The sequence below is a fragment of the Trichocoleus sp. FACHB-90 genome, assembly GCF_014695505.1.
GTDB lineage: Bacteria > Cyanobacteriota > Cyanobacteriia > Cyanobacteriales > FACHB-T130 > Funiculus > Funiculus sociatus.
Genome location: NZ_JACJOK010000058.1, coordinates 116492 through 142371 on the forward strand (window position 1 = coordinate 116492; position 25880 = coordinate 142371).

The window sequence follows — 25880 nt, forward strand, 5'->3', positions numbered from 1 at the left end:
TTCAGTTTCGATGAGGCTAGTTTAAAGGCAGCGCTTGCGGGTTGTCTAGGCGTAGCCTCTACAAAAAATGTAACATAGCCCGAAAGGGAGATTAGAGTGTTATGCACAATCGAGTTTTTCGGGTTCTATTTGTACTGATCATACAAACTATCGTTGCCTTTAGTTGGTTGAGTGCGCCTGCTTCGGCTTTGACGCAGGAACAGCAGATCCTGAACGAAGCATGGCGCATTGTCAATAACGCCTATGTGGATGATACTTTTAATCATCAAAATTGGTGGTTGGCGCGGCAAAAAGCTCTCAAGCAGCCGCTGTCGAATCGTGAAGAAACTTATACGGCAATTCAGAAAATGGTTGGGATTCTGGACGATCCGTTCACGCGGTTCCTGAAACCAGACCAATACAAAAGTTTACAAGTGAATACTTCTGGAGAGCTTCAGGGTGTGGGACTGCAAATTGCCCTGGATTCTGAGACGAAGCAGTTGCAAGTGGTGGCACCGTTAGACGGTTCGCCAGCGCAAAAAGCCGGAATCAGATCGCGCGATCGCATTCTGGAAATTGATGGCGTGTCAAGCGCCGAACTGACTCTCGACGAAGCTGCTGCCCGGATGCGCGGAAGAGCAGGCACCAGCGTTACCGTTTTGGTGCAACACGAAGCGGAAACGCCAAAAGAAATCAAGCTGGTACGCGATCGCATTGCCCTCAACCCAGTTTATGCAGCATTAGATTCTCGCAATTCCGAGATACCAGTAGGTTACATTCGCCTCTCTCAGTTTAGCGCCAACGCTCCAATCGAGCTAGCTAATGCTGTCGCCAAACTAGAAAAACAAGGCGCACAAGCCTACATTCTCGATCTCAGAAATAATCCCGGCGGACTGTTGCAAGCAGGAATTGAGATTGCCCGTTTCTGGTTAGATGAAGGCACAATTGTATATACAGTAAACCGACAAGGAATCTTAGGCAGTTTTGATGCCAATCAACCAGCACTAACTCGCGCTCCGCTGGTAGTTTTAGTTAATCAGGGAACAGCTAGTGCCAGCGAAATTTTGGCAGGGGCGCTACAAGACAATGGTCGCGCTCAACTGGTGGGTGATAAAACCTTTGGTAAAGGCTTAATTCAATCTTTGTTTGACCTTCCCGATGGCTCCGGACTGGCGGTGACAGTTGCCAAGTACGAAACACCAAACCACCACGATATTCATAAATTGGGGATCACGCCAGACCGAATAGTGCCAAATGAGCCAATTACTATTGAACAGATTGGTACACAGGCAGATCGCCAATATCAAGACGCATTGGAGGTGTTAACCGCTAAAACCGTAGTTGCTGGTGCTGCCTGATTTACAACTAAGATATGAAAACTGAGTAACTAACGGGATTTCTCGTAATCCCAAAAATTAGCTACAAAGTGACAAGATTTTACTCAGTTCTTAGTTTTTAATACTCTGTATTAAAAGACCAGCGTAAATTGGGAATAAATCAAGAGGCTTGACGATAAATAGAGTGTTGAAAAATCTAAACTTGAGAGGGTTAAGAACTGCGATGCGGCGACCTGTCGGTTACTGAATTTCTAATGCCCAATCACCAAAACTGGTGAGTGTTTTTACCGCCTTTCCCCAACGCTCACGCTCATGGTTTTTCTGCAAAATAATCCTAGATACTCTATCAGTCGGTTATCTGTTTTGTCTGTTGCTCATTCACTGCTAAAGTTTTTGGCTTCAGAGCAAAATTCTAGAGTGTTACTCATCAAACCTGGCGAGTCAGATTTCACTTTTGACGACCTTTGTCCGGATTTGGTATCAAATACTCCCCACGATTTGCCGGATTTGTCTCAACACAACTGTTATTTGACACTGGCGACCCAGAAGTCAGTAAGTAGGGTGGGGGAGAACGCTGCACTACGCTGCTGCTTCCCTTGCTCTGTCGAACTGGGGGAGATAATAATTGAAAATGCCCTTTCCCTGCCATCTGTGGCGATTTTGGGAATGGGCGATCGCTTCAACGTGCTATGTTCAGCCTACAAAGCAGCCGAAGACTCACCAGGGGGCGCTAACTGTTATGAGTTGTCCTTTGTGTTCGATCCAGCAATTGTTGCCAAAATTTGCACCCAAATCCAAAGCGGTCTGGTCTTAACACCAGAAACAAAGCAGATATTTGAGCAAGCGATCGCATCTTGGCATCCTCAACCCAATCTACCAGAAGCACAAAGCGAATTTACCTCAATGCTGGTAAGTGCGCTCTCTACCACACAATTACAGGGGGAGAGTGGGAGAAGGGGTTCAGGGGTTCAGGGGAGAGCAAGAATTCTCCAATCCCCAATCCCCAATCCCCAATCCCCAATCCCCAATCCCCAATCCCCAATCCCCAATCCCCAATCAACAGCTTCGCAACAGCAGCAATGGTTACAGCAAGAAAAGTTACTGCACGAATTGCTGCGCGTTAGCTGGACAACTCAAGGAGTCCAGCCGATTTTGCAGGGTTCGGCAGCATTAATTCAGGAGAATTTAGGAGTCAGTCGGTGTTTAATGGGGTTCTATAGCCCCAAAGATGAGCGCGTCATCTGGGGTGCGATCGCTCACGCTCCATCTATCCCCGTTGCTTCGCGGCAAAACCATTATCCCGACTGGGAGAAGGTTGAACAGTGTCTTTTACAACACCATCAATCTAATCCTTGGGCGATAGAGCGATCGGCTATGGACTCGTACCTTGAGCAAAACCTTAGCGCCAGAGCAGCCCAATCTGCCTTTCTAACATGGCTGCATACACACCCGAACCAGAATCTAGAGATGCAAAATCTCGCGCCTCTAAATGGCACGTCTGTAGTCGTTGGTTTGCTGGTGGTTGAGCAATGGGATGAACAGCGAGATTGGCAACCTTGGGAGCGGCAATTACTTCATCTGACACTCCATCTGATGCACAGAGCGCACGATCTGTCAAATCTTTATCAGCAAGCCGAGGAACGGATTACATATACAGCGCTGCTAAATCGACTGGTTGCCCAGATCCGTGCTTCTCTAGACGTGTCTCATATTTTTCAGACGGTAACGTTGGAATTGGGACATCTCCTGGTGGCAGATCGATGTTCAATTTTTCAATATGTAGAAGATCAGCATTGTTGGAAGCCGCTCGTGGAGTATCGCGCTCATTGTGATGTTCCCACAGCCATGAACCTGATAATTCCCGATCAAAATAACCCTTATTCCAGAGCGCTGCGGAATTTGCAGATGGTTCAGGTGAGCGATACGCGCACAGTAGATGACCCGATTAATCGCTCGTTGGCAGTAAAATATCCCGGAGCGTGGCTAATGGTGCCGATTCACCGCAGTGGCTCTATCTGGGGTTTCCTCAACTTCTGTCAGGATAAGTATCCCCGCTACTGGCACGAGTCGGAGTTACGGTTTGTCACTACAGTTGCCGATCAGCTGGCGATCGCTATCTACCAAGCGACACTCTACCAAAAAATTCAAGAGCAAAACCAAACTTTAGAAGTCCAAGTACAAGAGCGCACCGCCGAGCTTGAAAGTTTTTTTGACGCTCACCCAGATTACATTTTTGTGGTAGAGCGCGAAGGTATGCGTCTGCGCTTTTGCAACCATGCTTTTGCCAAAGCGATTGGCTTTGATAACCGTTACTCAGTTCAGGGACGGTCTATAATCGAATGCTTCCCGCTGCTAGTTGCCAATTCTTTTGCCAAACAAAATCTGCGGGTATTTGAATCTGGAGAAACGCTACACGAGCAGGAAACGTTGATTTTCGCAGACGGAACTCACCACTTTGATACTTTCCGAGTGCCGCTAAAACACCCTAATGGCGAAGTTTATGCTTGCTTAGGAACTTCCCGCGACATTACCGAGCTACTTAAAACAAAGCAAGCTTTATCCGAACGCACTGAGCAGCTGCAAGATGCCTTAACCGCGGCTCATGCTGCTTCTCAGGCAAAAACCGAGTTTTTGGCAACGATGAGCCATGAATTGCGGACACCGCTTACGTCTGTGATTGGTATGTCTTCAGCTTTAATGCAGCGGTACTTTGGCGAACTGAACGTTAAACAGACAGAATATCTCAACATTATTCATAGTAGCGGACAGCATCTGTTGCAGCTAATCAACGATATTCTCGATGTGTCTAAGATTGAAGCAGGTAAGGCATCTTTATCGCTAAGTCAATTTTCTCTGCTGCGGGTGGGTAATGAATGCTTGGCACTGTTGCAAGAAAAAGCTCAAGCTCAACAAGTGAGCTTGATGGAAGATTTTACTGGGTTGCCTCAAGGCGACGAGTTTTGTGGTGATGAACGGCGGGTGAAGCAAATTTTGCTGAATCTGCTCTCAAATGCAGTCAAGTTCACACCGCCTGGGGGTGAGGTATGGCTGCGAATCGGGTATACCGAGGACAAGGTGATGATTGAGGTATCCGATACAGGAATTGGGATTCCTCTAGATAAGCAGCATCTTTTGTTTGAGGCGTTTCAACAAATTGATAGTTCTCTAAATCGGCAGCACGAGGGTACTGGCTTGGGGTTGGCTTTGACTCGCCAGCTAGTGGAGATGCACGGCGGTACGATTGAGTTTAATTCTCAAGAGGGTGTCGGTACAGTGTTCACAGTTTATCTGCAAGCGCAGAATTTAGATTGAGGGATTGGGGATTGGGAAGTGGGGATTGGGAATTGGGGATTGGGAATTGGGGATTGGGGATTGGGAATTGGGAATTGGGAATTGGGGATTGGGAGAGAAAAACCACGGACAACTGATTCTAAAACAATCGTTCAGGATATTGCCTGGGTTTTCTACAATGGAATATAGGGTGTGGCACTCAATCTATCTAGATTGGGTGGAAAAGTCTAAATGGCATCAAGGACATCGAGAGGTTATTTAATAGCCCCAGAGTGTTCTGCCAGAAGCTGTGAGGCGGGAAGGAAAGCGCTGTATTCTGGAGAATCTGGTTGTATTTTGCCAGTGATTAGAGCAGCTAACAAGCTTAAGCTGCTCTCGTTAATTCTCCTGTAGACCAATTCAGATTTATATCATGGAACTCTGGTTGCTCCTAATCTTACTGGGTCTATTTACTTACTTGCTCGTGAAGAGAAGTGTTGCCAGCATCACTCGAACGCCAGTCTGGCTATTGTGGCTGGTGATGATGACTCCTGCACTGATTTGGACTGGCTGGATTTTGGTCAACGGTCAAGACACGCAAATGCCTCCAGCCTTGCAATTTGCTCCGTTCGTCGTCTGCCCGTTATTGTACTGGGTGTTGATTCAGATGGGTCGCAGGGAAAATAACACACCTTCGACAAAAACGCAAGAGATGACGGCAACAAACCAGAGTCAGAATCCAACTGAGGCAAAGGCTGTTGTGCCTCCCGTGCCGGTTAGTAGCTATCGTCCCATCGATAAAACAGAAGAAACTAATCTCCGAAATTGCTTTCCCTGGTCGATTTACTACCTCCAGAACATTGATTATCGACCGCAAGCGGTGATTTGTCGGGGTAAGTTACGCTCTAACCCGGAGGTGGCTTACAAGACAATTAGGGAGAATATTGAGAATTTATTTAGCGATCGCTTCTTCGTTGTCTTTCAAGAAGGTTTGAACAAAGATCCGTTTTTTGCTCTAGTTCCCAATCCCCAAGCACATCCAGAGACGCGACAGAACACCGAACCCTTAAAGCGACCAGTTTTAGCTTTGGCGTTGCTGGTCGTTACCTTGCTTACCACGACTTTAGTTGGGGTGGAGATTGCAGGCGTTTCTAACTCACAATTGCAATCAAACCCAGCTTTGTTACTAGCAGGATGGCCCTATGCTGTAGCGTTAATAGGAATTTTGGGCATCCACGAAATAAGTCATTACCTGACAGCCCAATATTACAAAATTCGCACCACACTGCCTTACTTTATTCCCGTGCCGTTTTTCCTGGGGACATTTGGGGCGTTTATTCAAAGGCGATCGCCTATACCCAACCGGAAAGCATTATTTGACGTGGGCATTGCCAGCGCCCTAGCTGGCTTTGTGGTAACGTTACCGCTATTGTGGTGGGGATTAGCTCATTCTGCGGTAGTTCCCCTGTCTGACCAATCGAATATTTTAAACTTCACTTCCCTCAATCCCCGGTTTTCTCTGTTTTTAACCGTGCTGAGTAAATTGGCGCTGGGAACTGAATTAACGTCGAATATGGCAATCAAGCTGCATCCGGTAGGAGTGGCGGCTTACATTGGTTTTGTGTGGACGGCATTTAAGTTGATGCCTGTGGGACATCTCGATGGCGGTCACATTGTCCATGCTATGTTTGGGCAACGAACTGGCGCTACTATTGGTCAAGTTACCAGGCTGCTGATGCTGGGATTGTCTTTGGTTCAGACGGATTTGTTTATCTGGGCAATTTTCTTATTCTTGATGCCTGTAGCTGATGAACCAGCGCTGAATGATGTCAGCGAACTCGACAGCAAGCGAGATTTTGGGGGATTGCTGGCATTAGCACTTTTAGTCAGCATTCTTTTGCCAGTGCCTGGGACTATTACTCAATGGTTAAATATTTAAAACGCGGCGAGTGCTGCCAGTTAATTTGGTTTTTTAAGGCAATTCGCTAAGGATTTCTTTGCGTTCCTTTGCGTACACCTTTGCGTTAAAAGAAAATCCGCACTAGGGATGGAAAGATTTAGATGGAACAACAACCAATTCAAGTTATAGGCGGCGGTTTAGCGGGGACGGAAGCAGCGTGGCAAATTGCCAATGCTGGGTTGCCTGTAGTGCTGCACGAAATGCGCCCCAAGCGGTTTAGTCCTGCCCATCACTCAGAACATTTGGCGGAACTGGTGTGTAGTAATTCGTTTGGGGCAATGTCAAGCGATCGCGCCGCTGGTCTTTTACACGAAGAACTGCGTCGCCTCAACTCAATTATCATTGGCAAAGCTGACGAACACGCCGTTCCTGCTGGTGGTGCTTTAGCGGTTGACCGGGGAAAATTTAGCAGCGAACTAACAGAAACTCTCGCTTCTCACCCTAATTTAGAGTTGCGGCGCGGCGAATTGCCGCAAATCCCGACAGAAGGCATTACAGTTCTCACTACTGGCCCTCTAACTTCTCCCGATTTGGCGGCAGATTTGCAACGCTTCACGGGGATGGAATACATGAGTTTTTTCGATGCCGCCAGCCCGATTGTGGTGGGAGAATCGATTAATCGTGACATTGCTTTCCTCGCTTCTCGCTACGACAAGGGGGACGCTGCTTATCTCAATTGCCCGATGAATAAGGAGCAGTATCTACATTTCCGGGAGGAACTCTGCAAGGCTGAACAGACGGAATTGAAAGACTTTGAACGGGAGACGGCAAAGTTTTTTGAGGCTTGTCTGCCAATTGAAGAACTGGCGCAACGGGGAGAAGATACCATGCGCTATGGCCCTCTGAAGCCTGTGGGATTGTTTGATGCCCGCAAAGGTGATTTCCGCGCCCCAGAAAATCAGTCGCAACGTCCTTATGCGGTGATACAGTTGCGCCAAGAAGATAAGGCGGGGCAACTCTGGAATATGGTAGGATTTCAGACAAATTTGCGCTGGGGTGAGCAGAAACGGGTGTTTGGGTTGATTCCAGGCTTGGAAAATGCGGAGTTTGTGCGGTTGGGCGTGATGCACCGTAACACGTTTATTAATGCGCCGCAGTTGTTAAAGCCTTCTTTGCAATTTCACAACCGTCCTACGTTGCTTGCAGCAGGGCAGTTGGTGGGAACTGAGGGTTACACGGCGGCGGCTGCTGGCGGTTGGCTGGCGGGGACGAATGCGGCGCGAATTGCTTTGGGTAAAGAACCGCTGACGCTACCAGCTACGACGATGATGGGGGCGTTGTTTGAGTTTATTAGTTCGGCTTCACCAAAGCATTTTCAGCCGATGCCGCCCAATTTTGGCATTTTGCCGGAATTGCCTGTTAGGATTCGCAATAAGCAGGAGCGATATGGCGCTTATCGCGATCGCGCTTTTGCCGATCTCGCTAGTTGGAAGTCTGCCATAGGTTAATTTCTCGTTCCCAGTCAGATGCTGGGAACGAGAGATTTGCATTTAAGAGTCTTCTCTGAGCATATTAATAGCCGATGAGTCCGTAATAATAACTTACAGCCAAAATCAGAATTGTTAAAACTCCAATCGTAGTGCTGATGACAAATTGCTTAGATGTTTTTTGATTGAGATCCTTTTTACTTTCACCTACAGGATTTTGGGAATTCGTTGTTTTGTCAGTGTTCATTGTTGTTAATCGCTTATACTTATTTATTACCTAGTTTGCTTTAACTGCAAAAAACTTCATCTAACTTTAGGGCTATCAAAAAACGGTGTACAAAGATACCTAACAGTTTTAAGTTTTTTATTTCGTTATGCAGTTTGTAAAAATAGTAATTTGTGGTATATTTATATAATGGAAATCCGTGCGCTCAGGTAAATGTTTAAATAACCCACATCGCTTCAACTGGTGGGGCAGGCGGTCTTTCCTGCAATTAGAGATAATGAAAGCTTTATTTCCCAATCAAAGCCAGAATTCTTACTTTTTGCTGCTGTGTATTGCCCGAAGATTTGGGGAGGCAAAGCTACACCGAAATTTCCGACGCTTTTTAAGCTTTGTTGGGGGTATCGTCCTTTGCTTTTCCCTGTGGCTAATGCTATCAATGCCCGTGAAGGCTGAATCTCCAACGCCGCCGCCAGTCACAGTGGACACGTTGAAACAAATGCAGCAACAGTTAGATCGACAAAGGACTAATTTTTCCCAAGAAAGCGATCGCTTGCAAAAACTTGAAAAAGCCGCACAGGGACAACTCGGCAAAGTACAGCAAAATATTAACTTAACCGACACCCAAATCAACGATTATCAATACCAATTACAACAAGCCACCCAAACATTAAAAAAGTTACAAAACCAGTTATTTCTCGCCCAAAGGGATTATCAACAAAAGCAAGCCGCCACCGTCGCCAGATTGCGTTTCCTGCAACGCCAGAACCTAACTAACCAAGGCTGGAATATCCTGCTTTCTAGCCAGAATTTTAATCAATTTTTTGACCGCCGTCGTCAGATAAAATTAGTTTTTCAGGCAGACAGGCAAATCTTAAGCAACCTGAAAGCCGAATCAGATCAAATCAATAGCCAGAAAATCGCAGTCGAACAGCAGGAAAATCAAATTGCCCTAATTAGCCAGCAGCTACTGCTACAAAAAGCAGACTTTATGGCACAGGGACAGGTGCAGGAACAACTGATTGAACGCCTCAATAGCAACAGACAAGCCTTAGAAGCTGCCGAGAGAGTTTTGGCAGAAGATTCCCAAGGCATCGCCACCTTGATTCAAAAACGGGTTGCAGAAGCTAAAGCAAAAGAAGCAGCCGAAAAAGCTATTCTGCGCGGCGACGACATTAAGCGTAGCACTGGTGGCATCTTCGGATATCCCAGCGATGCCGCAATTAGCAGCAACTTTGGCTGGCGGATACACCCAATTCTAGGCTACCGCCGCTTACATTCCGGTCTTGACTTTGGGGCAAGCTATGGCAGCACCATCCGCGCCGCCGAAAGTGGAGAGGTAATTTTTGCGGGTTGGTATGGCGGTTACGGCAAAGCAGTGATAATCAACCACGGCAAGGGTATTACGACTTTATACGCTCACTCTAGCCAACTCTATGTATCTGAGGGACAATCGGTGAGAAGAGGAGATGCGATCGCATCTGTTGGTTCCACCGGATTTTCTACAGGCCCCCACCTCCACTTCGAGGTACGAAAAAATGGCGAACCAGTAGACCCCATCAATTACCTCTAACAGTGCTATACTTATCCAAAGATATCAGGGCACGTAGCTCAGTGGATAGAGCACCAGATTCCGGTTCTGGGTGTCGGGGGTTCAAATCCCTCCGTGCTCGTTTAAAGCAATAGCGAAACCCAACAAATCGCTAAAACTAAGCCCGCGTAGGCGGGCTTAGTTTTTTCGCCCTTGACTTTAGTCGTCAGGCGTTTTTCCCAAAAATTAGACAAGCCCCAATATTTCTATGCTCCACAAGCCAAGCCATTGCCTTCGCAACCGCTAAAATATCTTGAGGCTGCTTTTGGCAGTCTTTGCCCCTGTAACCGCGCCCTTGAGGATGACAGCTATTAACCGAGAAGTATAGAGACAACCCTATCTAAACTTTGCTGTAAACGCTATAACCACAAGCTAAAAACTCTTTCAAAAATTTGGGAGGATTTATTTCCTTATTGATGTCATTAGAGACACGCATCCCCACGTTCCCAAATTTTTCTTGCAGCAAAGCAGGTTTATGAGGTTTGATAGTATATTGGGGACACTTCTGCGATAATTGAGAATTTTTCAACAAACGCTTTATCTCACGTAAAGAATATTGCTTTAAATGACCGAAATCGAGTTTGGATTTCCTCGCTTTATTCAAAACGTTATCCAAAATATTCATCGGACAGTAGCGATTGTAGAATAAATCTTCAAATACAAAAACTCCCCCCGGCTTAATAACGCGAGCAATCTCTGCCAGATTGTTTTTTAGTTGCTCTGTTTCTAGACTCAAAAAAATACTACTTGCTCTAACAAAATCTATTGAGTTGTCCTCAAATGGCAATTTATCCCCAGCGATACAAATTAGAGAGAACTCGGCTGACGGAAACAAATTATATGCTCTTTTATACCCCAGCATACGCCGCAGAAGACTCTCGGAAATATCTATTCCATAATATTTGTTGCAGGTAATCTTTTTCTGTTTTGAAAGATAGGCAGCGAGTCTGCCATATCCACAACCTAGATCCAAAATTGAATCAAAATGTTTACCAATAGGTAGGGGTTCCCAAACTTCCCCAAAACTTCCTAGAGACTCTGCTGTTTGTTCCCATTGCACTACAGCTGTTTCCCACAAAAACTGCTTGAGTTTCCACATGGAACTAGCCTCATAGTTTTTGGGGAAATATATCTCTTGAACCAGTTGAAAATCGCTTAACTGAAGTTGAGATTCTGCGAGTGTAACCACTTGAATATACCTCCCCTGTAGCTTTGGCGGAATACGAAGAACCTGTATCCTTACCCTAGCCGCCTAAAGATCGGGTATTTACGTGAAAATGCGGATTGACATCAATTGCATTTTAATTTCTATTTGAAAAATTTTGCTATAGCTAAAACCCATCTTCACTTAATCTTTAAGTAAGAGGCTAACCGAAGGCAGAATTATGAAGCTTGTGTAAAGTCTAGTTGTAATTACCAATAAGCGGAATTTAGGATATTTCATTAAAATTAAGGCTGACAGGCAATTGAAGAAGCTATACTATCCCGACTGAGGTTAATACTAGGTAAAAATTTGCTTATACCCGTATTATTGCGGATATAAGCCCTTAACTGACAGACCCAAGGTTAAATTACCGTATCGCTACTATTGTCCCTCATCCCTCGAACAATGCGGGATAATTCGCTCTTTTCGTCAACCGCAATCCGGGTGGGTGAGCCACTGATAATTCTTTCGTAATTACGGAAAGAATCTTTAATTTCAGCTCCCTCATCACTGATAGTGTACTCGCGGATACCTTTTTCGTGCCAAGAACCCCGCATCTTGAAAACATTGATAGCACGGGACATTTCACCGCGAATTTCTACATATTGCAGCATCAAAATCGTGTCTGTAATTGTGGAAATATGGGAATCCGTAATCGAATGGGAACCCATAAATTGGTCGGTGGTGTTGGTAAAAAAGCCAGTTATTTCCTCTTGCTTGGCATAACCAGTAACGCCAATTACAAACTGCCGGAAGGCATTACTGCTAACGCCGCGTGCTAAAGCAGAGAGGGAATCAATGGCAATGCGACACGGCTTAAATTCAGCAATTTCTGATTTAATAATTTGCAAATGGTCTTCTAACCCAGCCGACTCTGGATAAGTACAGAGAATTTTTAGCAAACCTTTTTGCTCCATCTCCTCAAAATCAATGCCCCAAGAATAAGCATTGCGAGAAAGTTGGGCGCGAGATTCTTCATAGGCAAACAAAATGGCACGTTCGTCCCTGAGGCAGGCATTTTCCAAAAATTTGCTTACTAAAAGCGTTTTTCCTGTACCTGTAGCACCTGTTGCCAAAATAATCGAATCTTTGAAGAATCCACCACCACACATTTCATCAAGGGTTTTGACACCAGAAGACACCCGAATATTGGAAGAACGCTGGGTGAGCCGCATTGCTCCTAGTGGGAAGATATTGATTCCATTATTGGTAATGGTGAAAGGGTATTCCCCTTTCATGTGGGTAGTACCGCGAAGTTTAAGAATTTCAATGGTGCGGCGGCGACGTTCTCCTTCCAAAACGTTGCGAACAATGGCTACGTTATCAGAAACAAATTCTTCTACCCCAAATCGCGCCACTTGACCATATTCCTCAATCCTTTCTGTCGTCATTATGGTGGTGACACCAATTTGTTTGAGGCGGGCTACCAATCTAAAAATTTCCCGTCGTACTAGCCCTGCGGCATCATATTGCTGAAAAATAGCTGTTACAGAGTCAACGGAAACCCGCTTGGCTTTGTATTTACGAATGGCATACTGAATGCGCTCAATTAGGGCGGAAAGGTCAAAGTTACCGACAACTTCCTGTCCTTCGGGATCGGGAGAAGCATCCAGAATAAATAGCTGGCCTTGATCTATTAATTTCTGCAAATCCCAACCAAAGCTGGAAGCATTTTTAATGATGTCTGTGGGAGATTCTTCAAAAGTAACAAATACGCCAGACTCTTCAAACTGAGTAATACCGTTGTAGAGAAACTGAACTGCAAACAAGGTTTTACCAGTTCCGGATGTGCCACTGAATAAGGTGGTTCTCCCCAGTGGTAAGCCTCCATGACTAATGTCATCGAAGCCTTCAATCATTGTGCGAATTTTTTGGACTCCTAGCGGTGCCAATTCGTCTTTATGATCGCTTGGATTAGTTTGATTCATCACTTGAGTCAAAAAAATAAGAGATTAGCAGAAACTGAGTAAGGGCTATAGACCAGTCAAAAGTTTAAAGGCGCAAGTACCTCTGGTTGTAAGGGTTTATTAGTAATACACCCGAATATAATTTATAAATCTAATTCGGCTTGGCTGAGTTCTTCATAGAGAAGATCCAATCCGACTAATACCTTTTCTCTATCCGAAAGATCCCCGATGATTCTGCGGACTGGTGGAGGTAATACTTTTGCCAAAGTCGGCGTGGCTAAGATTTTATCTTCTTCAGCCAGTTGGGGATTTTTGAGAACATCAATCACTTTCAGGGCATAGACACCCTGGAACTCTTGTTCCAAGATATTTTTGAGCGTTTTTAAAGCCCGTACTGAGTTGGGAGTGTTCCCAGCAACGTAGAGCTTAAGAACATAGGTTTTTTTCAGGGCGACCATAAATTAGCAATTGAGGACTTGAAAAAAGAATTAAGAATTAAAATTTAACTTTTTTGAATTCTTAATTTTTAATTAGTTAGGATTCTCTGGGAATGGAACGGCGATACATTTCGCACAGATGAGCAATGACATCAATCAAGGTCAGACGATAGTCTAATAATATTTCTTCGCTCCGCCCTTCTAGTTGCAAGTATTTGGAGAATTCATCCATTAATTCCATATGAATCTCGACAATTTGAGACACGGACATATCGGCAAAAAAAGCCACAGTGACAAATTGATCGATGGCTTGATTCAGTGTACTCTCTTTGGAGAAGTAATTTATGACAATCTGGCGATATTCGGCTTTGAGTTGGTTTAAAAGTTCTTGCCTTTCAGTTCGCGATAGATGACGGAAAAAAGCCTGGGAATTTCTCTTGTAGTACACGCCTAAATACCCTAATCGTTCCTGAAGTTTTTCAGCTAGCCGACGCTGCTGTAGCATTAGGAAACTTTGAGTATTTAGCTCAGTAACGGGATCGAGGCTGGCGGAAAGGTCAGGGAGACGACAGCTGGGTGCTAGGGTGAGGAATCGAGCGATCGCTTGCTCAATCAACAGCGTCATTTTGTTGGCTTGGTTTGCGCTTACATGAACTTCCCCAGGGTGGTACAGATAAGTACCCAACGATTGGTTAGCATCATCGACGCTACTTACGTTACTCGGCTTATCTGTAATCACCGCATAATTACTGAGTTCATCAGTTACCTTCTTGAAAATTACAATCGGCAACAGAGTGCCTTGTTCGTACAATTTGTTAAACAGGGGTAGCAACTCGCCTTCCTCCTGTAAAACCAAACAATCGATCTCCTGCTTGTGTTGCTCGATTTCGGCAAAAAACTCAGATAAGGAGCTGGACTGAGTTACAAGATAGTGATCGCTGCTCAAATCGTCCCTCACGGACTTAGCCAGCGATTCATTAGAAACAAACGTACAAATAGACAGGGGGGAATCCAAAACTTTAGGCAGTGTAATAAATTGCTCCAGTGTTTCCATTGAGACATCCTTCACTAGAAGGATTTCTCACCGGAATCGTTCAAAAACCACTTAATAATAATTTAAACATTAATCGAATTGTAATTAATTGTAAGTATAAGTATCTGGGAGTCGCCTGGATGGAGCCATAATTAAGCAGAACCTCTACTTTCATATTCCCGAAGAAACTGCGCGATCGCCAGTTTTTTTTTAAAGCCAACTTTTTTTGGCAGCAGGCAGGAGAAACCCCTACCGAAAAGCCAAGGAAGTACGTCCGCGCAGAAGTCACTCTCCCAAGAGCCAGGTTTGTCATGTTCATTACCAATCCCAGTCTAAAGGAATTTATTGAACGAGTTCCTGTTTGCGAACAAACAGCTGCCTTCGCATCTCTTTTAGAGATTTTTCGCTCTGGCGGTTGCGATCGCGTGGTGGTGGTGAGCGAACAACAACACCCCCTAGGAGTAGTAAACCTCCGGGCAATTATGCCTCATCTGATCGTAAAAAACCAGTTTAAGAAGCAAGATTACCTAATTGCGGGGGTAGCAATCGATTTGCAGCAACCCCTGTGCGAGCTGGATTTGCCGCTGATTGAAAAAGTGGCAACCTTGCCTGCTTGGATTTCTTTAAGCCAATTCTGGCTCTATTTGCGTTCTTCTAATTCCCAAACACATCTCCCACACTGGGCTGTAGTCGATCCCTCAGATAAATTCTTGGGTTTGTTGGATAGCCAACGTCTGGTGAAATTTCTGGCAACGATAGAAGAAATTCCAGGGGAATTGGAGCAAAGGAGCCGAGGAACCCAGGAACCCAGGAACAAAGGAACTCAGGAGAATTGGAACACAGGGGAATTGGAATCTACTTCCCCTACTGGCTATACCAAAGAGTCCCTAATTCAACTCTTGGAACAACTGCCTTTGCCCTTGAGGTTGCAAACGATAACTGGGCAAATTATCGCCCAGAATCTGACCTGGAGACAGCAGATAGGGGAAAGTCTTGACCCTCACCTAGAAGAGCCTGAAGCACCTGTCTTAATAGATTCCTTGTGGCAACAGGAGTTAGTGGGCGTAAGTTCTAGCGGCACCGCAGCAGAATTTGTAAATTGGTGGGAAGGTGCCGACCAGACAAATCACCATCAAATGTCAGCGACAGAAGCAACCATTGCCTCTAGGGAAACGACCTCTTGGGAGGCGGTGACGCAAAATCCAACTACAAAAAAGATAGGCGATCGCCTCTGGCAATTTGTCACAATTCCCCTGCGCCAAAACAGCACTAACGTAGAGGAGCAGCGCATCCGAGTATCGGAGTGGGAACACCTACAACACTACAACACTACAACGCCCCTGCATTCGCTCAGCCCTGACCTCTCGCTGGTGATGGCAACCGACGTAACAGAGCAGCACATCTTCGCCAAGGAATTAGCAGCTAAAAATGCCGATTTAGTCCAACTCAATCGGATGAAGGATGAGTTTTTAGCCTGTATCAGCCACGAACTCAAAACTCCCCTGACGAGCGTACTGGGTCTAGCTAGCTTGCTGAAAGATCAGTTAATCGGGCAGCTGAATGAACGTCAGGCTCGCTATGCACGACTGATTCATCAGAGTGGGCGGCAGTTGATGACAGTAGTCAACGATATTTTAGATTTGACCCGGATGGAGACAGGCCAGCTGGAACTGACACCAGAGCCAGTGCATATTCCCACAGTATGCGATCGCGCGATTACCCAAGCGCGACAACTCCAGCCGGGGAAAGAACCATTGGAAACTGATCTTGAACAAGAAGAAATCAGCTTCACACTCTGCATAGAACCCGAATTAGAAACAATGGTGGCAGACGAATTGCGCCTGCGCCAGATGCTAACTCACCTGCTTTCCAACGCCCTCAAATTTACTGAGTCTGGAGGCGCAATCGGTCTAAAAGTAGCTTGTTGGGAAGGCTGGATTGCCTTTACTATCTGGGATACAGGCATTGGCATCCCCGAAGCAAAACAGCATTTAATCTTTCAGAAATTTCAACAGTTGGAAGATACCCTCACCCGCAGATTTGATGGTACAGGTTTGGGACTGGCTTTAACCCAACGCCTTGCTCACCTGCACGGCGGAGATATTTCGTTTATCTCCAAAGTTGGTCAGGGAAGCCAGTTTACTCTGCTACTACCTCCTGTTCCACCACCCAATTCTAAAAAGCTGGGGACTGAGCAAGATTATTCCCAACCCCCAATTTCTAATAAACAAAAATCCAAAGCCCAAAATCCAAAATTTAGCAATCGGTTAATCTTAATTGTCGAAGCTGTACCCCAGTACATCGAAGATTTAACCCAGCAACTGACAGGTTTGGGCTATCGATACGCGATCGCTCGTTCCGGTACAGAAGCAATCGAAAAAGCACGGCAGTTGCAGCCACAAGCCTTACTACTCAATCCTTTACTACCCCTGCTTTCCGGCTGGGACGTTTTGACTCTGCTCAAATCAGATGAACAAACCCGTCACATCCCAGTCCTCGTGACAGCAAGCCAAGGAGAAAAAGAGCAAGCATCCGCCAACCGCGCAGATGGCTTTTTAACCCTGCCAGTACAGACAGAAGCATTACGACACAGCCTGATTAGCTTAAAAGCACCTGAAATTCCTACCCCCAGTCTGACGATTTTGCATCTTACCTTTGAGGAGCAAGCAGCAATAGAATTCTCGCCTACAGCATTGGGCCTGTCGCCAAAGCACCGGGTTCTCGAAGCCGACGATATAGAGCAGGCAGAACTTTTGGTGCGTGTTTGGCACCCGAATGTCGTCATCCTCGATGGTGCTGGTTTAGAAGACCCTCTGGCTTATTTAAAGGAGCTTTCGTTAACTGATCTTGCCTCTTTACCCTTAATAACCTTAGACCGCCAGACTACTCAAGCGGCAAATCAAGTTACTGGTCTTTCCGTATTTCCGTGTTTAGCATCAGATCGCCATGAGAATATGGATGCCTTATTGCAGGTGATTCAAGTTGCTGCTGGCATCAGCTGCCAATCAAATATTTTAGTTGTGGATGCCCGCAGTCTCACCGATGTGTTCTCCCCCACCGAAGAAATTGGGGAATCGAGAATAGATGCAGGCGCAAATACTTCTCCTTATGACCGTACAGGCGAAGCATTTGACCCCCAATTTGTGGCTAGCCCCCAAATTAGCAGCTCGAATGGTTCCCCTCTGCTGCACTATCTGGAAAGCGCAGGGTTTAAAAGTTTACTCTCGCGTTCTTGGGCGGAAGTATGCCGTCAACTGCAACACCAAAACGTAGACTTACTGCTCATCGATCTGGCGGACATCAAGCCTTATCCAGCACTGGTGGAAGCTTTGACCTCTTTGAAGCAGATGCCTGCTCTACCGCCCATTTTGGTGCTGGATCATCGCTGGGATGGGAGAAATTTGGATGAAGCGACCATTAAGTTTGAGGCAGCCTTGAGAGCGATCGCTACTAAAATTCTCTCAGTACCTCCCCTGTCAATGGCAGAAGTGCTAGACCACATTCACGCCTCCCTCGCCCAAACAAGCTTCTAACCTGCTCTCCCCTCGTTCCCTCCCAGTAGTTGTAGGTTGGGCCCGTGCGACAGCGAAACCCAACACACATAGGCATTAGTTGGGTTTCGTACCTCAACCCAACCTACGCAGGTCTTTGATTTTTAACTCTAAGCAATTTTATACACATCTTCTACGTATTTCTTTCCTTGACATTATTGCTAATCCTTGAGTATATTGCACTAGAACAAATGTTCTACTAGAGGACAGCGTTCCCGGACAGATTGCTGCACTCTGCTGTAGGAACACCTGCAACAGAGCAACTTTGTTATGGAGAAAAAAGCATGAATAAAATAGCCTCAAGAGACAGCAAAGAAAAAATTCTTGAAGCCTTCAAACAGCTTCTAACAGAAAAGAAAAAAATCGAGTCGAAAATAGCCACAAAAGAACAGGAAGCCGAAAAAGAAAAAAACAAAGAACTTCTCCAAAGTGCTTCTACATATACCGTCGATAGTATTGTCAAAGGTCTAGCCGACCTGCAATTAGAATTTGGCAGCATCGTCACCGGACTCTCTATAAAATTAACAGGAGAGACATCAAAGTTAAACGAACTAAAACGGGCGATAGAAATTGAAACCCAACACCTACAAGAACTTCAAGAGATCAGAATAGTAGCAGATGCGCTGCACATCTTAACTCAAGAACACCAAGAAAACTTAAAATCGCTAGAACAAAAAACTGCAATTGAGCGGGAAGCGCTGGAAAAACAACAAACTATAATCCGCAAATCTTGGCAAAAAGAGCAAGAAGAATACGAAATTGCCCTCCAAGAACAAAATGCCTTATTAGCCGCAGAACGCCAGCGGGAAACTGAAGATTATCAATACGAATTAGAACGTACTCGAAAGCTGGAAACAGATGAGTACGAAGAAATTAAGCGAAACCTAGAACGGGAATTGCAAGCGTCTGAGAAAGAAAAAGAAAAACAATGGTTAGAACGAGAAAATAATCTAACAGCGCGTCAAACAGAGTTTCAAGACCATCAAAAGAAAATAGACGGATTTCCTAAAGAATTGGAGGACGCTGTTAAAAAAGCCAGAGAAGAAGCTATTAAAGACGTTCACCAAGACGCTAAGGTGCAAGCTGATTTGTCTGAGAAAGAGTGGGAAGCTACTAAACAGAGTAATGAATTTAAAATTCAATCTCTGGAACAGACAATTCAAAGACAAATGGAACAGATAACAGAAATTACCGCTCAACTCCAAGCCGCGTCCAAGCAAGCGCAAGATATCGCCATGAGAGCTTTTGAAAGTTCTTCTGCTAAGCTGACAACCAAAAGAGAGAACTAGGGGTTAGGGATTGGGGATTGGGGACTGGGAAAAAATTAGGAGATTAGCAATGGCAAGAAAACCTAGCGATAAAAATACCAAGGCTGAAATCTTAGCGGCGTATGAGGAATTAAACAAGGAAAAAGCAGCCGTAGAGTCAGAACTTAAGCAAATGAGTCAAGCTAAACCGCCTGCGATTAAAGATAAACAACCATTAGAATCTTGGACAACTATGAATCAAGGTGCTGTGGCTCAAGAAAAAATGGGTAACGTGATTGAAAGTCTCGCGAAGCTGCAATTAGGCTTTGGTGGTGCTGTCAGTGAATTGTCGGAAAAACTCACCTTAGAAGCTTCTAAATTACAAGAATTCAGAAGTAATGTAGAAACAGAGGTTACACAATTACAAGAGCTGCACTCTCTTGAAATTGAAGAAGGAATGTTGGATACGCTCATCCAACAGTATGAGGAAAGCGCGAAGGAATTTGGCGAGGAACTAAGCCAAAGTCGCGAAACTTTGGAACAACAAACGCTGGAGGAAAAAAACGCTTGGTTCAAAGAGCAAGAAGAACGTAAACGCTTAGTTAAAGAACGAAATGAGACGCTGAATAAAACTCGACAGCGAGATGCTAAAGAATATAAATATGAGCTAGAACTGCAACGCAAACTCAATCAAGATGAGTACGACCAAAACAAGAAAGGATTGTATAAGGAAATAGAAGAATTCCAGCAAGAAAAAGATAAACAGTGGGCTGAGAGAGAGAAAGCGATCGCTGAACGAGAAAAACAATATGACGAAGCTAAAGCCAAGGTAGAAGCCTTTCCGAAAGAATTGGAAGCCGCTATCAAAAAAGCCAAGGAAGAAGGCAAAGGAATTGCTCATCACCAAGCTAAGATTAAGGCGGATTTGTATGCTAAGGATCTGGAAGTGCAAAAGCGTTTGCACGAACAAAAGATTCAATCCTTAGAGGAGACTATTCGCAATCAAGAAGCACGACTTCAAAGCCTTTCTAAACAACTTGACTTTGCCCTCAAACAGGTTCAGGATTTGGCTGTTAAAGCAATTGAAGGTGCCTCAAATGCCAGTTCTTTCCAGTCATTGAAAGAAATTACTCTGGAGCAGGCAAAAACCTTACAGAAAACCAAGTGATATCAAATCCGGTTAATTACCGATAGAACCCCGCCCCTCCACGAACGCCGGGGAGGGGCGGGGTCATTTGATTAATTGGAGCGAGGCAGCTCGCTCCAAGCAACCATTTGTTTCGAGATTCGGATGAGCTGATAAGCACCAACTTTACCTAGAGTTTGGTATTGATTAGGCGCAAGCTTTGTTTGCTGCAAATATTTAGGCTCGGTAAGAATGAGTACCGAAGGTGGCTTAGCTCCAGTGGCTGAGAGCGCTTCAATGTATTCCATTGCCGAGCTTGCTTTTGCAAAGTAATTTACCGGACGCTGGGTGTAAAATACTACGCTAGGCTTTTTGAAGCCAATCATAACCATCGGTTCCCCAGGCCGCTCAACTTGAGCCGCGATCGCGCTTAATTCCCGCAACGGCAACTGACGCGCGTTATCCATCATGAAGTAGGCGGGTGTCAACACAAAGATTATAAAAGCCATAAACCCAATCAGATTGGGACTCCAAAGCCAACGCCACCAGCGTCGCCACAACAGCACTGCGGCTGAAACAGCAGCAGCTCCCCAGATGATAAATCCCCGCACTGGCAAACCGGAATTTTGCACCAGTTGCTGCAAATCTGGCACAGCGGGATCGTATCCCAGAAAATTTGGGCTGTATAAAATACCACCTGCAAGCGCTGCCAAAAATACTACGTTGACAATGCCACTCCAGAAGAGTCCTTTGTTCTTTGAGGTTGGATAGGACGGTTGGATGGGAAGGTTGCTAGAATCCAACGTTTGAGCGTTCAAGCTTGAGGAATCTTCTGTGACCACAGACAAGGGACGACTAACAAAAGTCATCTGTTCGCTGAACAAAAGCGCTACCAAAATCCCCGCTGCTGGCATCAGGGGCAGCACATAGCTGGGAAGTTTAGTTACTGCAACTGTGAAGAAGCCAAAGATACCAGCAAACCAAAACAGGGCAAATAGACCCAATTGAGCAGAACGCGGTTGTTGACGCCAGCGATCGCGTTTCCAAAAGCGCAGTCGCGCGATCGCTATCGGCAAATAAATCGACCAAGGCGCAAAACCAAGCAGCACCACCAGAAAATAAAAATACCAAGGGGCCCAATGGTCATTCACAACGCCCGTGAAGCGTTCAAAATTGTGATAGCCAAAAAACTTCTCTATGTAGGCTTCCCCATTGCGCCAAATTACCAAAACATACCAAGGCACTGCTAGAGCCAGGACAATTGCCAAGCCCCTAATCGGGCGCATCTCCCGTAAAACTTGCCAGAAATTGCCCAGATAAAGTAGAAAAGTCCCAATAATTAACACTGGCAAGACAATTCCGACCGGCCCTTTGGCAAGAATAGCCAAAGCAACCAGCACATAAAACGCCAGATACCAACGTGACTGAATTGCTGGGCGAGACGGCTGAGCATAACCAAGAAAAAAGGATAGGATTGCACAACCCATGCAGCCAGTCAGCAGCATATCAGAAACGCCAGTTCGTCCCCAGACGATCATTTCAGGATTCAGGGCGATCAAAGCTGCACCCAGCAGTGCCGACAGCCACAACTGGGGAGGTGTACGTTTGCCAACGCTAGATTGCCCCGTCGCCACAGCACCAGAAGTAGCCCCATATCGCAACGTGTAAAAGGCTAACCCAGTCACAGCGATCGCACTCAAAGCAGAAGGCAGCCGCACCGCCCATTCATTCACGCCAACCGATTTATAAGCGATCGCCATCAGCCAATACACCAACGGCGGCTTATCAAAGCGCGTCTCACCATTAAAAAACGGCGTGATCCAATCTCCCGTTACCGTCATCTGGCGGGCAGCTTCCGCAAACAGCGGCTCCGTCTCATCGATAAGACCGATACTGCCTACATTCCACACAAAAGCCAGCCAGCAAACCCCTAGCACCCACAGAATCGATAGCGTCCAAGCAACGCCTGGATGCTTATCCCAATATTTCCACCCACGTCTAAGCGCTTGATCTACCCTAAATTTCATGAAATCCCGAACAGTCCCTCAGTAATGGGCAACCCCAAAGAGCATCTTCCCAGACCTTAATCTATCTGGAAATGCGACGCTCATGCTCAGTTGCAGGGGCTAATACTCTCGCTTGTCCCAGTTGCATTTCCAGACTCTGCCAGTACACGGGAGTTCCCGGTTATTCTTCAGAGAAAAGTTTGTCAAATTGTCAAGTTGAAATATTGTCCGCTTCCAACCAACAACCGACAAAATTCTCATTGTAAAACTAGCTGCCATTCCGACACCTGACTATTCCACACAGGCAAAGGTGTCTCGCCCACAACATAAGGCCCCCAGTATTGGCGGGAGCCATCCTGGGCAAATGCCACCAGAATATCCCCCTTTTTTAGCTGGAAATCACCATTTGGTAGCGATACAATCAGTCCTTGGCTGCCACCTTCCCCAGGCGCAAAATCCCAGTGTGCAGGCTGCACAGAATAGGGGCGGCTGCTAGGTGAAGACAGCCCTGGAACAGAAGAAAATTTAGTCGGTGCCGTAGCCGCCAGGAACGCCAGCCGAACTGGGTAATCGGTTTGATTACTCACCCGTAAAACCCCTTGAAGATCCGTGACTACGGCTGGTGGAATGACTGTGGGTGGGGAAACTCGGATAGAGTTCGACAACGCAGAAGTCTTCAGCTTTTCCACGCCTTGAGAATTGAGCAACACCGAAGGCTTAGTTTTCTTTAAAAAAGAGGCATCTGGCGACGCTGGCTCAGTTTCTACCCTAAACTGCGTTCCCAACACAAAGAGTCCTAAAAGTAAAGCAATCAGAACTCCAGGGTAAACTTTTAAGCTGAAAAGCTTTTTCATAATTTTTAACTGCTTTACCCCGCACCACTGGCTAGCAATAACTATTTCTCGATAACAACAAGCTGCTCTTGAAAGCATCGCCACCCTAATATTATTGAAGCAGGGTTATAGAACGCACGACATCTGAGCAGGAAATATTTGCTCAAAGTCTGCTAATGCCAACTTCACTCGTCAGCCCCGATCATGCAAAGGACTCGTCTGAACAATTTTGTTGATGTTATCGCCGCTCGCCTGGGACAATGGCTGAGCAATCCTTGGCGGCGAATATCACTGGTTACTATTAGTCTGCTGTTTGGTGTCTTTCTGGGAACTGCTATTCCCACCACGTCGGGACAAACCGCTGAGGTAGATGTAATTGCGGCGGGAATTTTGATTTTCTTCACTGAACTCGTCAGCCGATATGTTTATGGCGGGAAGCCGCTTTCCCCGCAGGCGGCTGTTGGTAATCCCCGTCGCAGTTTACTGTCAGAAATTTTGAACGCTCTTAAAATTGGACTGACTTACAGCTTGTTCATTGAAGCCTTTAAACTGGGTTCGTAATGTTATCTCTGAGTGAAATTCTTAATCGTTCTTTAGCAGGACAAACGCCGACTTCAGCCGAGTTGGAATATTTGGCTTCGGTGATGTTATCAGATAGGCGGCGATCGCTTGCTTTCGGCATCACACCAGCTAATGTTGAGGAAGTTATTCGAGGGCGATCGCATCTCCTACTGCGTGTCTACCCAAATCTCCACCCAGTCCCCAGCCTAGAAACTCTCTGGAACCTCTGGCTTCCCTTAGCAATGCAGCTGGCCCAGTCTCAGCAACAGTTGGGACATCCCCTGATCCAGGGAATTTTAGGCGGACAGGGAACTGGCAAAACTACCCTGGCCGCTATCCTCACCTTAATTCTCAAACACTTGGGAAAATCCACACTCAGCCTTTCCCTCGATGACCTCTACAAAACCTATAGCGATCGCCTCGCTTTAAGAGAGCAAGAAAGACGCCTTATCTGGCGAGGCCCACCAGGAACCCACGATATTGACCTGGGTTTAGCAGTTTTGGATCGCCTGCGCCATCCTGACGGATCAATTCCCATCCCCCGTTTTGATAAATCTGCCTGGAACGGTGCGGGAGACAGAACCCAGCCGGAAATTGTCCAGGGTGCCGATATTGTCCTATTTGAAGGTTGGTTTGTCGGTGTCCGCCCCATTGACCCAGTTGCCTTTGAGAACCCGCCACCGCCGATTCTAACTGCCGATGACAAGACATTTGCCCGCGATATGAATGCTCGGTTAGCGGACTATTTACCCCTTTGGGCGCGATTAGACCGCTTGATGGTACTGTATCCAGTTGATTATCGCCTGTCTATAGCGTGGCGACAGCAGGCAGAACGGGAAATGATCGCTGCTGGTAAATCGGGAATGAGTGATTCAGAAATTAATGAATTTGTCAACTATTTTTGGAAATCGCTGCACCCAGAGTTATTTATCAAACCGCTAACCACAAATCCCAACTGGGTAGATTTGGTGATTGAGATTAATCCAGACCATTCACCGGGTGATGTTTATCGACCAAGCGATCGCTAATGCCACAACCCACTTGGACACCTCTCCATGCCCAGCTGCACCGAACCCTCTTGCAACGCCCGTTGATTCCCCGTGGAGAGAGGCTATTAGTAGCAGTCTCTGGCGGGCAAGATTCCCTCTGCTTAATCAAATTACTGCTAGATTTGCAACCAAAGTGGGGATGGCATCTGGCAATTGCTCACTGCGATCATCGTTGGCGGAAAGACTCCCAGGAAAATGCCAAACACGTAGAAAATCTTGCCTTAACTTGGGATATCCCTTTCTATCTGCAAATCGCTCCAGAAACGGAAAATATCGCCTCAGAGGCAGCAGCCCGACAATGGCGTTATCAAGCTCTAAGCGCGATCGCACTCGACAACGACTCCCCCTACATCGTCACAGGTCATACAGCCAGCGATCGCGCCGAAACCCTCCTCTATAACCTAATTCGCGGTAGCGGTGCCGATGGCTTGCAAGCCCTTACCTGGAAGCGTCAATTAAATTCTGGGCTGCAACTCGTGCGTCCCCTTCTAGAAGTCACCCGTACCCAAACAGCCCAGTTTTGCCAAAACTTTCAGCTTGCCATCTGGGAAGATTCCACCAATCAAGACCGAAAGTACGCCCGTAACCGCATCCGCCACGAGTTACTACCCTACCTACAAACCAACTTCAACCCAAAAGTTGAGCAAGCTTTAGCCCAAACCGCCGAACTCCTCCGGGCAGATGTGGAATATCTCGAAACAGCCGCCCAGCAGCTACTAGAACAAGCTATGAATCAGGGGCTGGGGGCTGGGGACTGGGGGCTGGGGGCTGGGGACTGGGGGCTGGAGACTGGGGACTGGGGGCTGGGTAAGAATCCGTCCAATCCCCAATTCCCAATTCCCAATTCCCAATTCCCAATTCCCAATCCCCAATTCCCAATCCCCACTCGACTAAATCGCCTCGTACTGCGTCAAGCACCCTTGGCCTTACAACGCCGGGTCATCCGCCAGTTTCTCTCCTTAGTCCTACCAGTCGCCCCCAGCTTCGAGCAAATTGAAAAGTTGACAGCCTTAATTACAGCTTCCAACCGTTCCCAAACCGATCCGTTTCCCGGAGGCGCGATCGCCCAAGTCTGGGGTGACTGGATTTTGTGGAAATTTGAGTGTTGAATTGAGAAAATAACTCAAAACTCAACACTA

General features: G+C 46.2%; 19 protein-coding genes and 1 tRNA gene. 13 read left to right on the plus strand and 7 right to left on the minus strand.

Annotated elements, in window-relative coordinates:
• Positions 1–101 precede the first annotated feature (101 nt).
• From ctpA to trmFO, 5 genes are all read left to right on the plus strand, one after another.
• A complete protein-coding gene (gene ctpA, locus H6F74_RS17330; RefSeq protein ID WP_190443274.1) occupies positions 102–1337 on the plus strand; it encodes a carboxyl-terminal processing protease CtpA in 1236 nt (411 codons plus the stop codon).
• Between the two features lie 396 nt (positions 1338–1733).
• On the plus strand, positions 1734–4628 hold the full coding sequence (locus H6F74_RS31095; RefSeq protein ID WP_190443282.1) for an ATP-binding protein: 2895 nt from the start codon (positions 1734–1736) through the stop codon (positions 4626–4628).
• 4 nt (positions 4629–4632) lie between these two features.
• Entirely contained in the window at positions 4633–4869 is a 237-nt protein-coding gene (locus H6F74_RS17340; RefSeq protein WP_190443284.1) for a hypothetical protein, read from the plus strand.
• A gap of 150 nt (positions 4870–5019) precedes the next feature.
• Positions 5020–6525, plus strand: a complete 1506-nt coding sequence (locus H6F74_RS17345; protein ID WP_190443286.1) for a site-2 protease family protein — start codon at positions 5020–5022, stop codon at positions 6523–6525.
• 122 nt (positions 6526–6647) lie between these two features.
• Entirely contained in the window at positions 6648–7994 is a 1347-nt protein-coding gene (gene trmFO, locus H6F74_RS17350) for an FADH(2)-oxidizing methylenetetrahydrofolate--tRNA-(uracil(54)-C(5))-methyltransferase TrmFO (RefSeq protein ID WP_190443287.1), read from the plus strand.
• A 64-nt stretch (positions 7995–8058) separates the two neighbouring features.
• Here trmFO and H6F74_RS17355 read toward each other — a convergent pair whose 3' ends face one another.
• Complete coding sequence (locus H6F74_RS17355; RefSeq protein ID WP_190443288.1) at positions 8059–8220, minus strand: hypothetical protein; 162 nt, start codon at positions 8218–8220, stop codon at positions 8059–8061.
• 256 nt (positions 8221–8476) lie between these two features.
• On the opposite strand from H6F74_RS17355, the gene H6F74_RS17360 reads away from it, so the two are divergent.
• On the plus strand, positions 8477–9769 hold the full coding sequence (locus tag H6F74_RS17360) for a peptidoglycan DD-metalloendopeptidase family protein (protein ID WP_199301332.1): 1293 nt from the start codon (positions 8477–8479) through the stop codon (positions 9767–9769).
• A 27-nt stretch (positions 9770–9796) separates the two neighbouring features.
• Positions 9797–9869: transfer RNA gene (locus H6F74_RS17365), tRNA-Arg, on the plus strand.
• A gap of 258 nt (positions 9870–10127) precedes the next feature.
• Here H6F74_RS17365 and H6F74_RS17370 read toward each other — a convergent pair.
• The 4 genes from H6F74_RS17370 to H6F74_RS17385 all read right to left on the minus strand — a co-directional run bounded on the left by H6F74_RS17370 (position 10128) and on the right by H6F74_RS17385 (position 14389).
• Positions 10128–10976, minus strand: a complete 849-nt coding sequence (locus H6F74_RS17370) for a class I SAM-dependent methyltransferase (RefSeq protein ID WP_190443290.1) — start codon at positions 10974–10976, stop codon at positions 10128–10130.
• Between the two features lie 377 nt (positions 10977–11353).
• A complete protein-coding gene (gene kaiC, locus H6F74_RS17375; protein WP_190443292.1) occupies positions 11354–12919 on the minus strand; it encodes a circadian clock protein KaiC in 1566 nt (521 codons plus the stop codon).
• 122 nt (positions 12920–13041) lie between these two features.
• Positions 13042–13356, minus strand: coding sequence for a circadian clock protein KaiB (kaiB, locus tag H6F74_RS17380; RefSeq protein ID WP_190443293.1), 315 nt, complete (start codon positions 13354–13356; stop codon positions 13042–13044).
• Positions 13357–13432: 76 nt separating this feature from the next.
• The gene (locus H6F74_RS17385; RefSeq protein ID WP_242022156.1) at positions 13433–14389 is read right to left on the minus strand and encodes a circadian clock protein KaiA; all 957 of its coding nucleotides are present in this window, start codon (positions 14387–14389) and stop codon (positions 13433–13435) included.
• 290 nt (positions 14390–14679) lie between these two features.
• Here H6F74_RS17385 and H6F74_RS17390 point away from each other — a divergent pair, with 290 nt between their 5' ends.
• From H6F74_RS17390 to H6F74_RS17400, 3 genes are all read left to right on the plus strand, one after another.
• Positions 14680–17901 carry a hybrid sensor histidine kinase/response regulator gene (locus tag H6F74_RS17390; protein ID WP_190443295.1) on the plus strand — a complete coding sequence of 1074 codons (3222 nt, stop codon included), beginning with the start codon at positions 14680–14682 and terminating at the stop codon, positions 17899–17901.
• Positions 17902–18203: 302 nt separating this feature from the next.
• Positions 18204–19208, plus strand: a complete 1005-nt coding sequence (locus H6F74_RS17395; RefSeq protein WP_190443297.1) for a hypothetical protein — start codon at positions 18204–18206, stop codon at positions 19206–19208.
• Between the two features lie 49 nt (positions 19209–19257).
• On the plus strand, positions 19258–20334 hold the full coding sequence (locus H6F74_RS17400) for a hypothetical protein (protein ID WP_190443299.1): 1077 nt from the start codon (positions 19258–19260) through the stop codon (positions 20332–20334).
• A 71-nt stretch (positions 20335–20405) separates the two neighbouring features.
• Here H6F74_RS17400 and H6F74_RS17405 read toward each other — a convergent pair whose 3' ends face one another.
• Positions 20406–22319, minus strand: a complete 1914-nt coding sequence (locus H6F74_RS17405) for a glycosyltransferase family 39 protein (protein ID WP_190443301.1) — start codon at positions 22317–22319, stop codon at positions 20406–20408.
• A 236-nt stretch (positions 22320–22555) separates the two neighbouring features.
• Positions 22556–23152, minus strand: coding sequence for a hypothetical protein (locus tag H6F74_RS17410; protein ID WP_190443303.1), 597 nt, complete (start codon positions 23150–23152; stop codon positions 22556–22558).
• A 183-nt stretch (positions 23153–23335) separates the two neighbouring features.
• Between H6F74_RS17410 and H6F74_RS17415 the strand changes: the two genes are divergently transcribed.
• From H6F74_RS17415 to tilS, 3 genes are read left to right on the plus strand one after another with little or no spacing between them, the layout of a single operon-like run.
• Positions 23336–23692: a DUF565 domain-containing protein gene (locus tag H6F74_RS17415; protein ID WP_190443305.1), complete on the plus strand. Its 357-nt coding sequence runs from the start codon at positions 23336–23338 to the stop codon at positions 23690–23692.
• On the plus strand, positions 23692–24720 hold the full coding sequence (locus tag H6F74_RS17420) for a glycerate kinase (protein ID WP_190443307.1): 1029 nt from the start codon (positions 23692–23694) through the stop codon (positions 24718–24720). The genes H6F74_RS17415 and H6F74_RS17420 overlap by 1 nt, the downstream gene beginning before the upstream one ends.
• Entirely contained in the window at positions 24720–25850 is a 1131-nt protein-coding gene (tilS, locus tag H6F74_RS17425; RefSeq protein ID WP_190443313.1) for a tRNA lysidine(34) synthetase TilS, read from the plus strand. The genes H6F74_RS17420 and tilS overlap by 1 nt, the downstream gene beginning before the upstream one ends.
• Positions 25851–25880: the final 30 nt, after the last annotated feature.

What these genes read in the sequence shown, in the direction of transcription:
- trmFO (WP_190443287.1), top strand. Translation starts at nt 6,648, where the DNA reads ATGGAACAACAACCAATTCAAGTTATAGGCGGCGGTTTAGCGGGGACG.
- ctpA (WP_190443274.1), top strand. Translation starts at nt 102, where the DNA reads ATGCACAATCGAGTTTTTCGGGTTCTATTTGTACTGATCATACAAACT.
- H6F74_RS17415 (WP_190443305.1), top strand. Translation starts at nt 23,336, where the DNA reads ATGCAAAGGACTCGTCTGAACAATTTTGTTGATGTTATCGCCGCTCGC.
- kaiB (WP_190443293.1), bottom strand. Translation starts at nt 13,356, where the DNA reads ATGGTCGCCCTGAAAAAAACCTATGTTCTTAAGCTCTACGTTGCTGGG.
- H6F74_RS17400 (WP_190443299.1), top strand. Translation starts at nt 19,258, where the DNA reads ATGGCAAGAAAACCTAGCGATAAAAATACCAAGGCTGAAATCTTAGCG.
- H6F74_RS17355 (WP_190443288.1), bottom strand. Translation starts at nt 8,220, where the DNA reads ATGAACACTGACAAAACAACGAATTCCCAAAATCCTGTAGGTGAAAGT.
- tilS (WP_190443313.1), top strand. Translation starts at nt 24,720, where the DNA reads ATGCCACAACCCACTTGGACACCTCTCCATGCCCAGCTGCACCGAACC.
- kaiC (WP_190443292.1), bottom strand. Translation starts at nt 12,919, where the DNA reads ATGAATCAAACTAATCCAAGCGATCATAAAGACGAATTGGCACCGCTA.
- H6F74_RS17420 (WP_190443307.1), top strand. Translation starts at nt 23,692, where the DNA reads ATGTTATCTCTGAGTGAAATTCTTAATCGTTCTTTAGCAGGACAAACG.
- H6F74_RS17390 (WP_190443295.1), top strand. Translation starts at nt 14,680, where the DNA reads ATGTTCATTACCAATCCCAGTCTAAAGGAATTTATTGAACGAGTTCCT.
- H6F74_RS17345 (WP_190443286.1), top strand. Translation starts at nt 5,020, where the DNA reads ATGGAACTCTGGTTGCTCCTAATCTTACTGGGTCTATTTACTTACTTG.
- H6F74_RS17395 (WP_190443297.1), top strand. Translation starts at nt 18,204, where the DNA reads ATGAATAAAATAGCCTCAAGAGACAGCAAAGAAAAAATTCTTGAAGCC.
- H6F74_RS17360 (WP_199301332.1), top strand. Translation starts at nt 8,477, where the DNA reads ATGAAAGCTTTATTTCCCAATCAAAGCCAGAATTCTTACTTTTTGCTG.
- H6F74_RS17410 (WP_190443303.1), bottom strand. Translation starts at nt 23,152, where the DNA reads ATGAAAAAGCTTTTCAGCTTAAAAGTTTACCCTGGAGTTCTGATTGCT.
- H6F74_RS17385 (WP_242022156.1), bottom strand. Translation starts at nt 14,389, where the DNA reads ATGGAAACACTGGAGCAATTTATTACACTGCCTAAAGTTTTGGATTCC.
- H6F74_RS17405 (WP_190443301.1), bottom strand. Translation starts at nt 22,319, where the DNA reads ATGAAATTTAGGGTAGATCAAGCGCTTAGACGTGGGTGGAAATATTGG.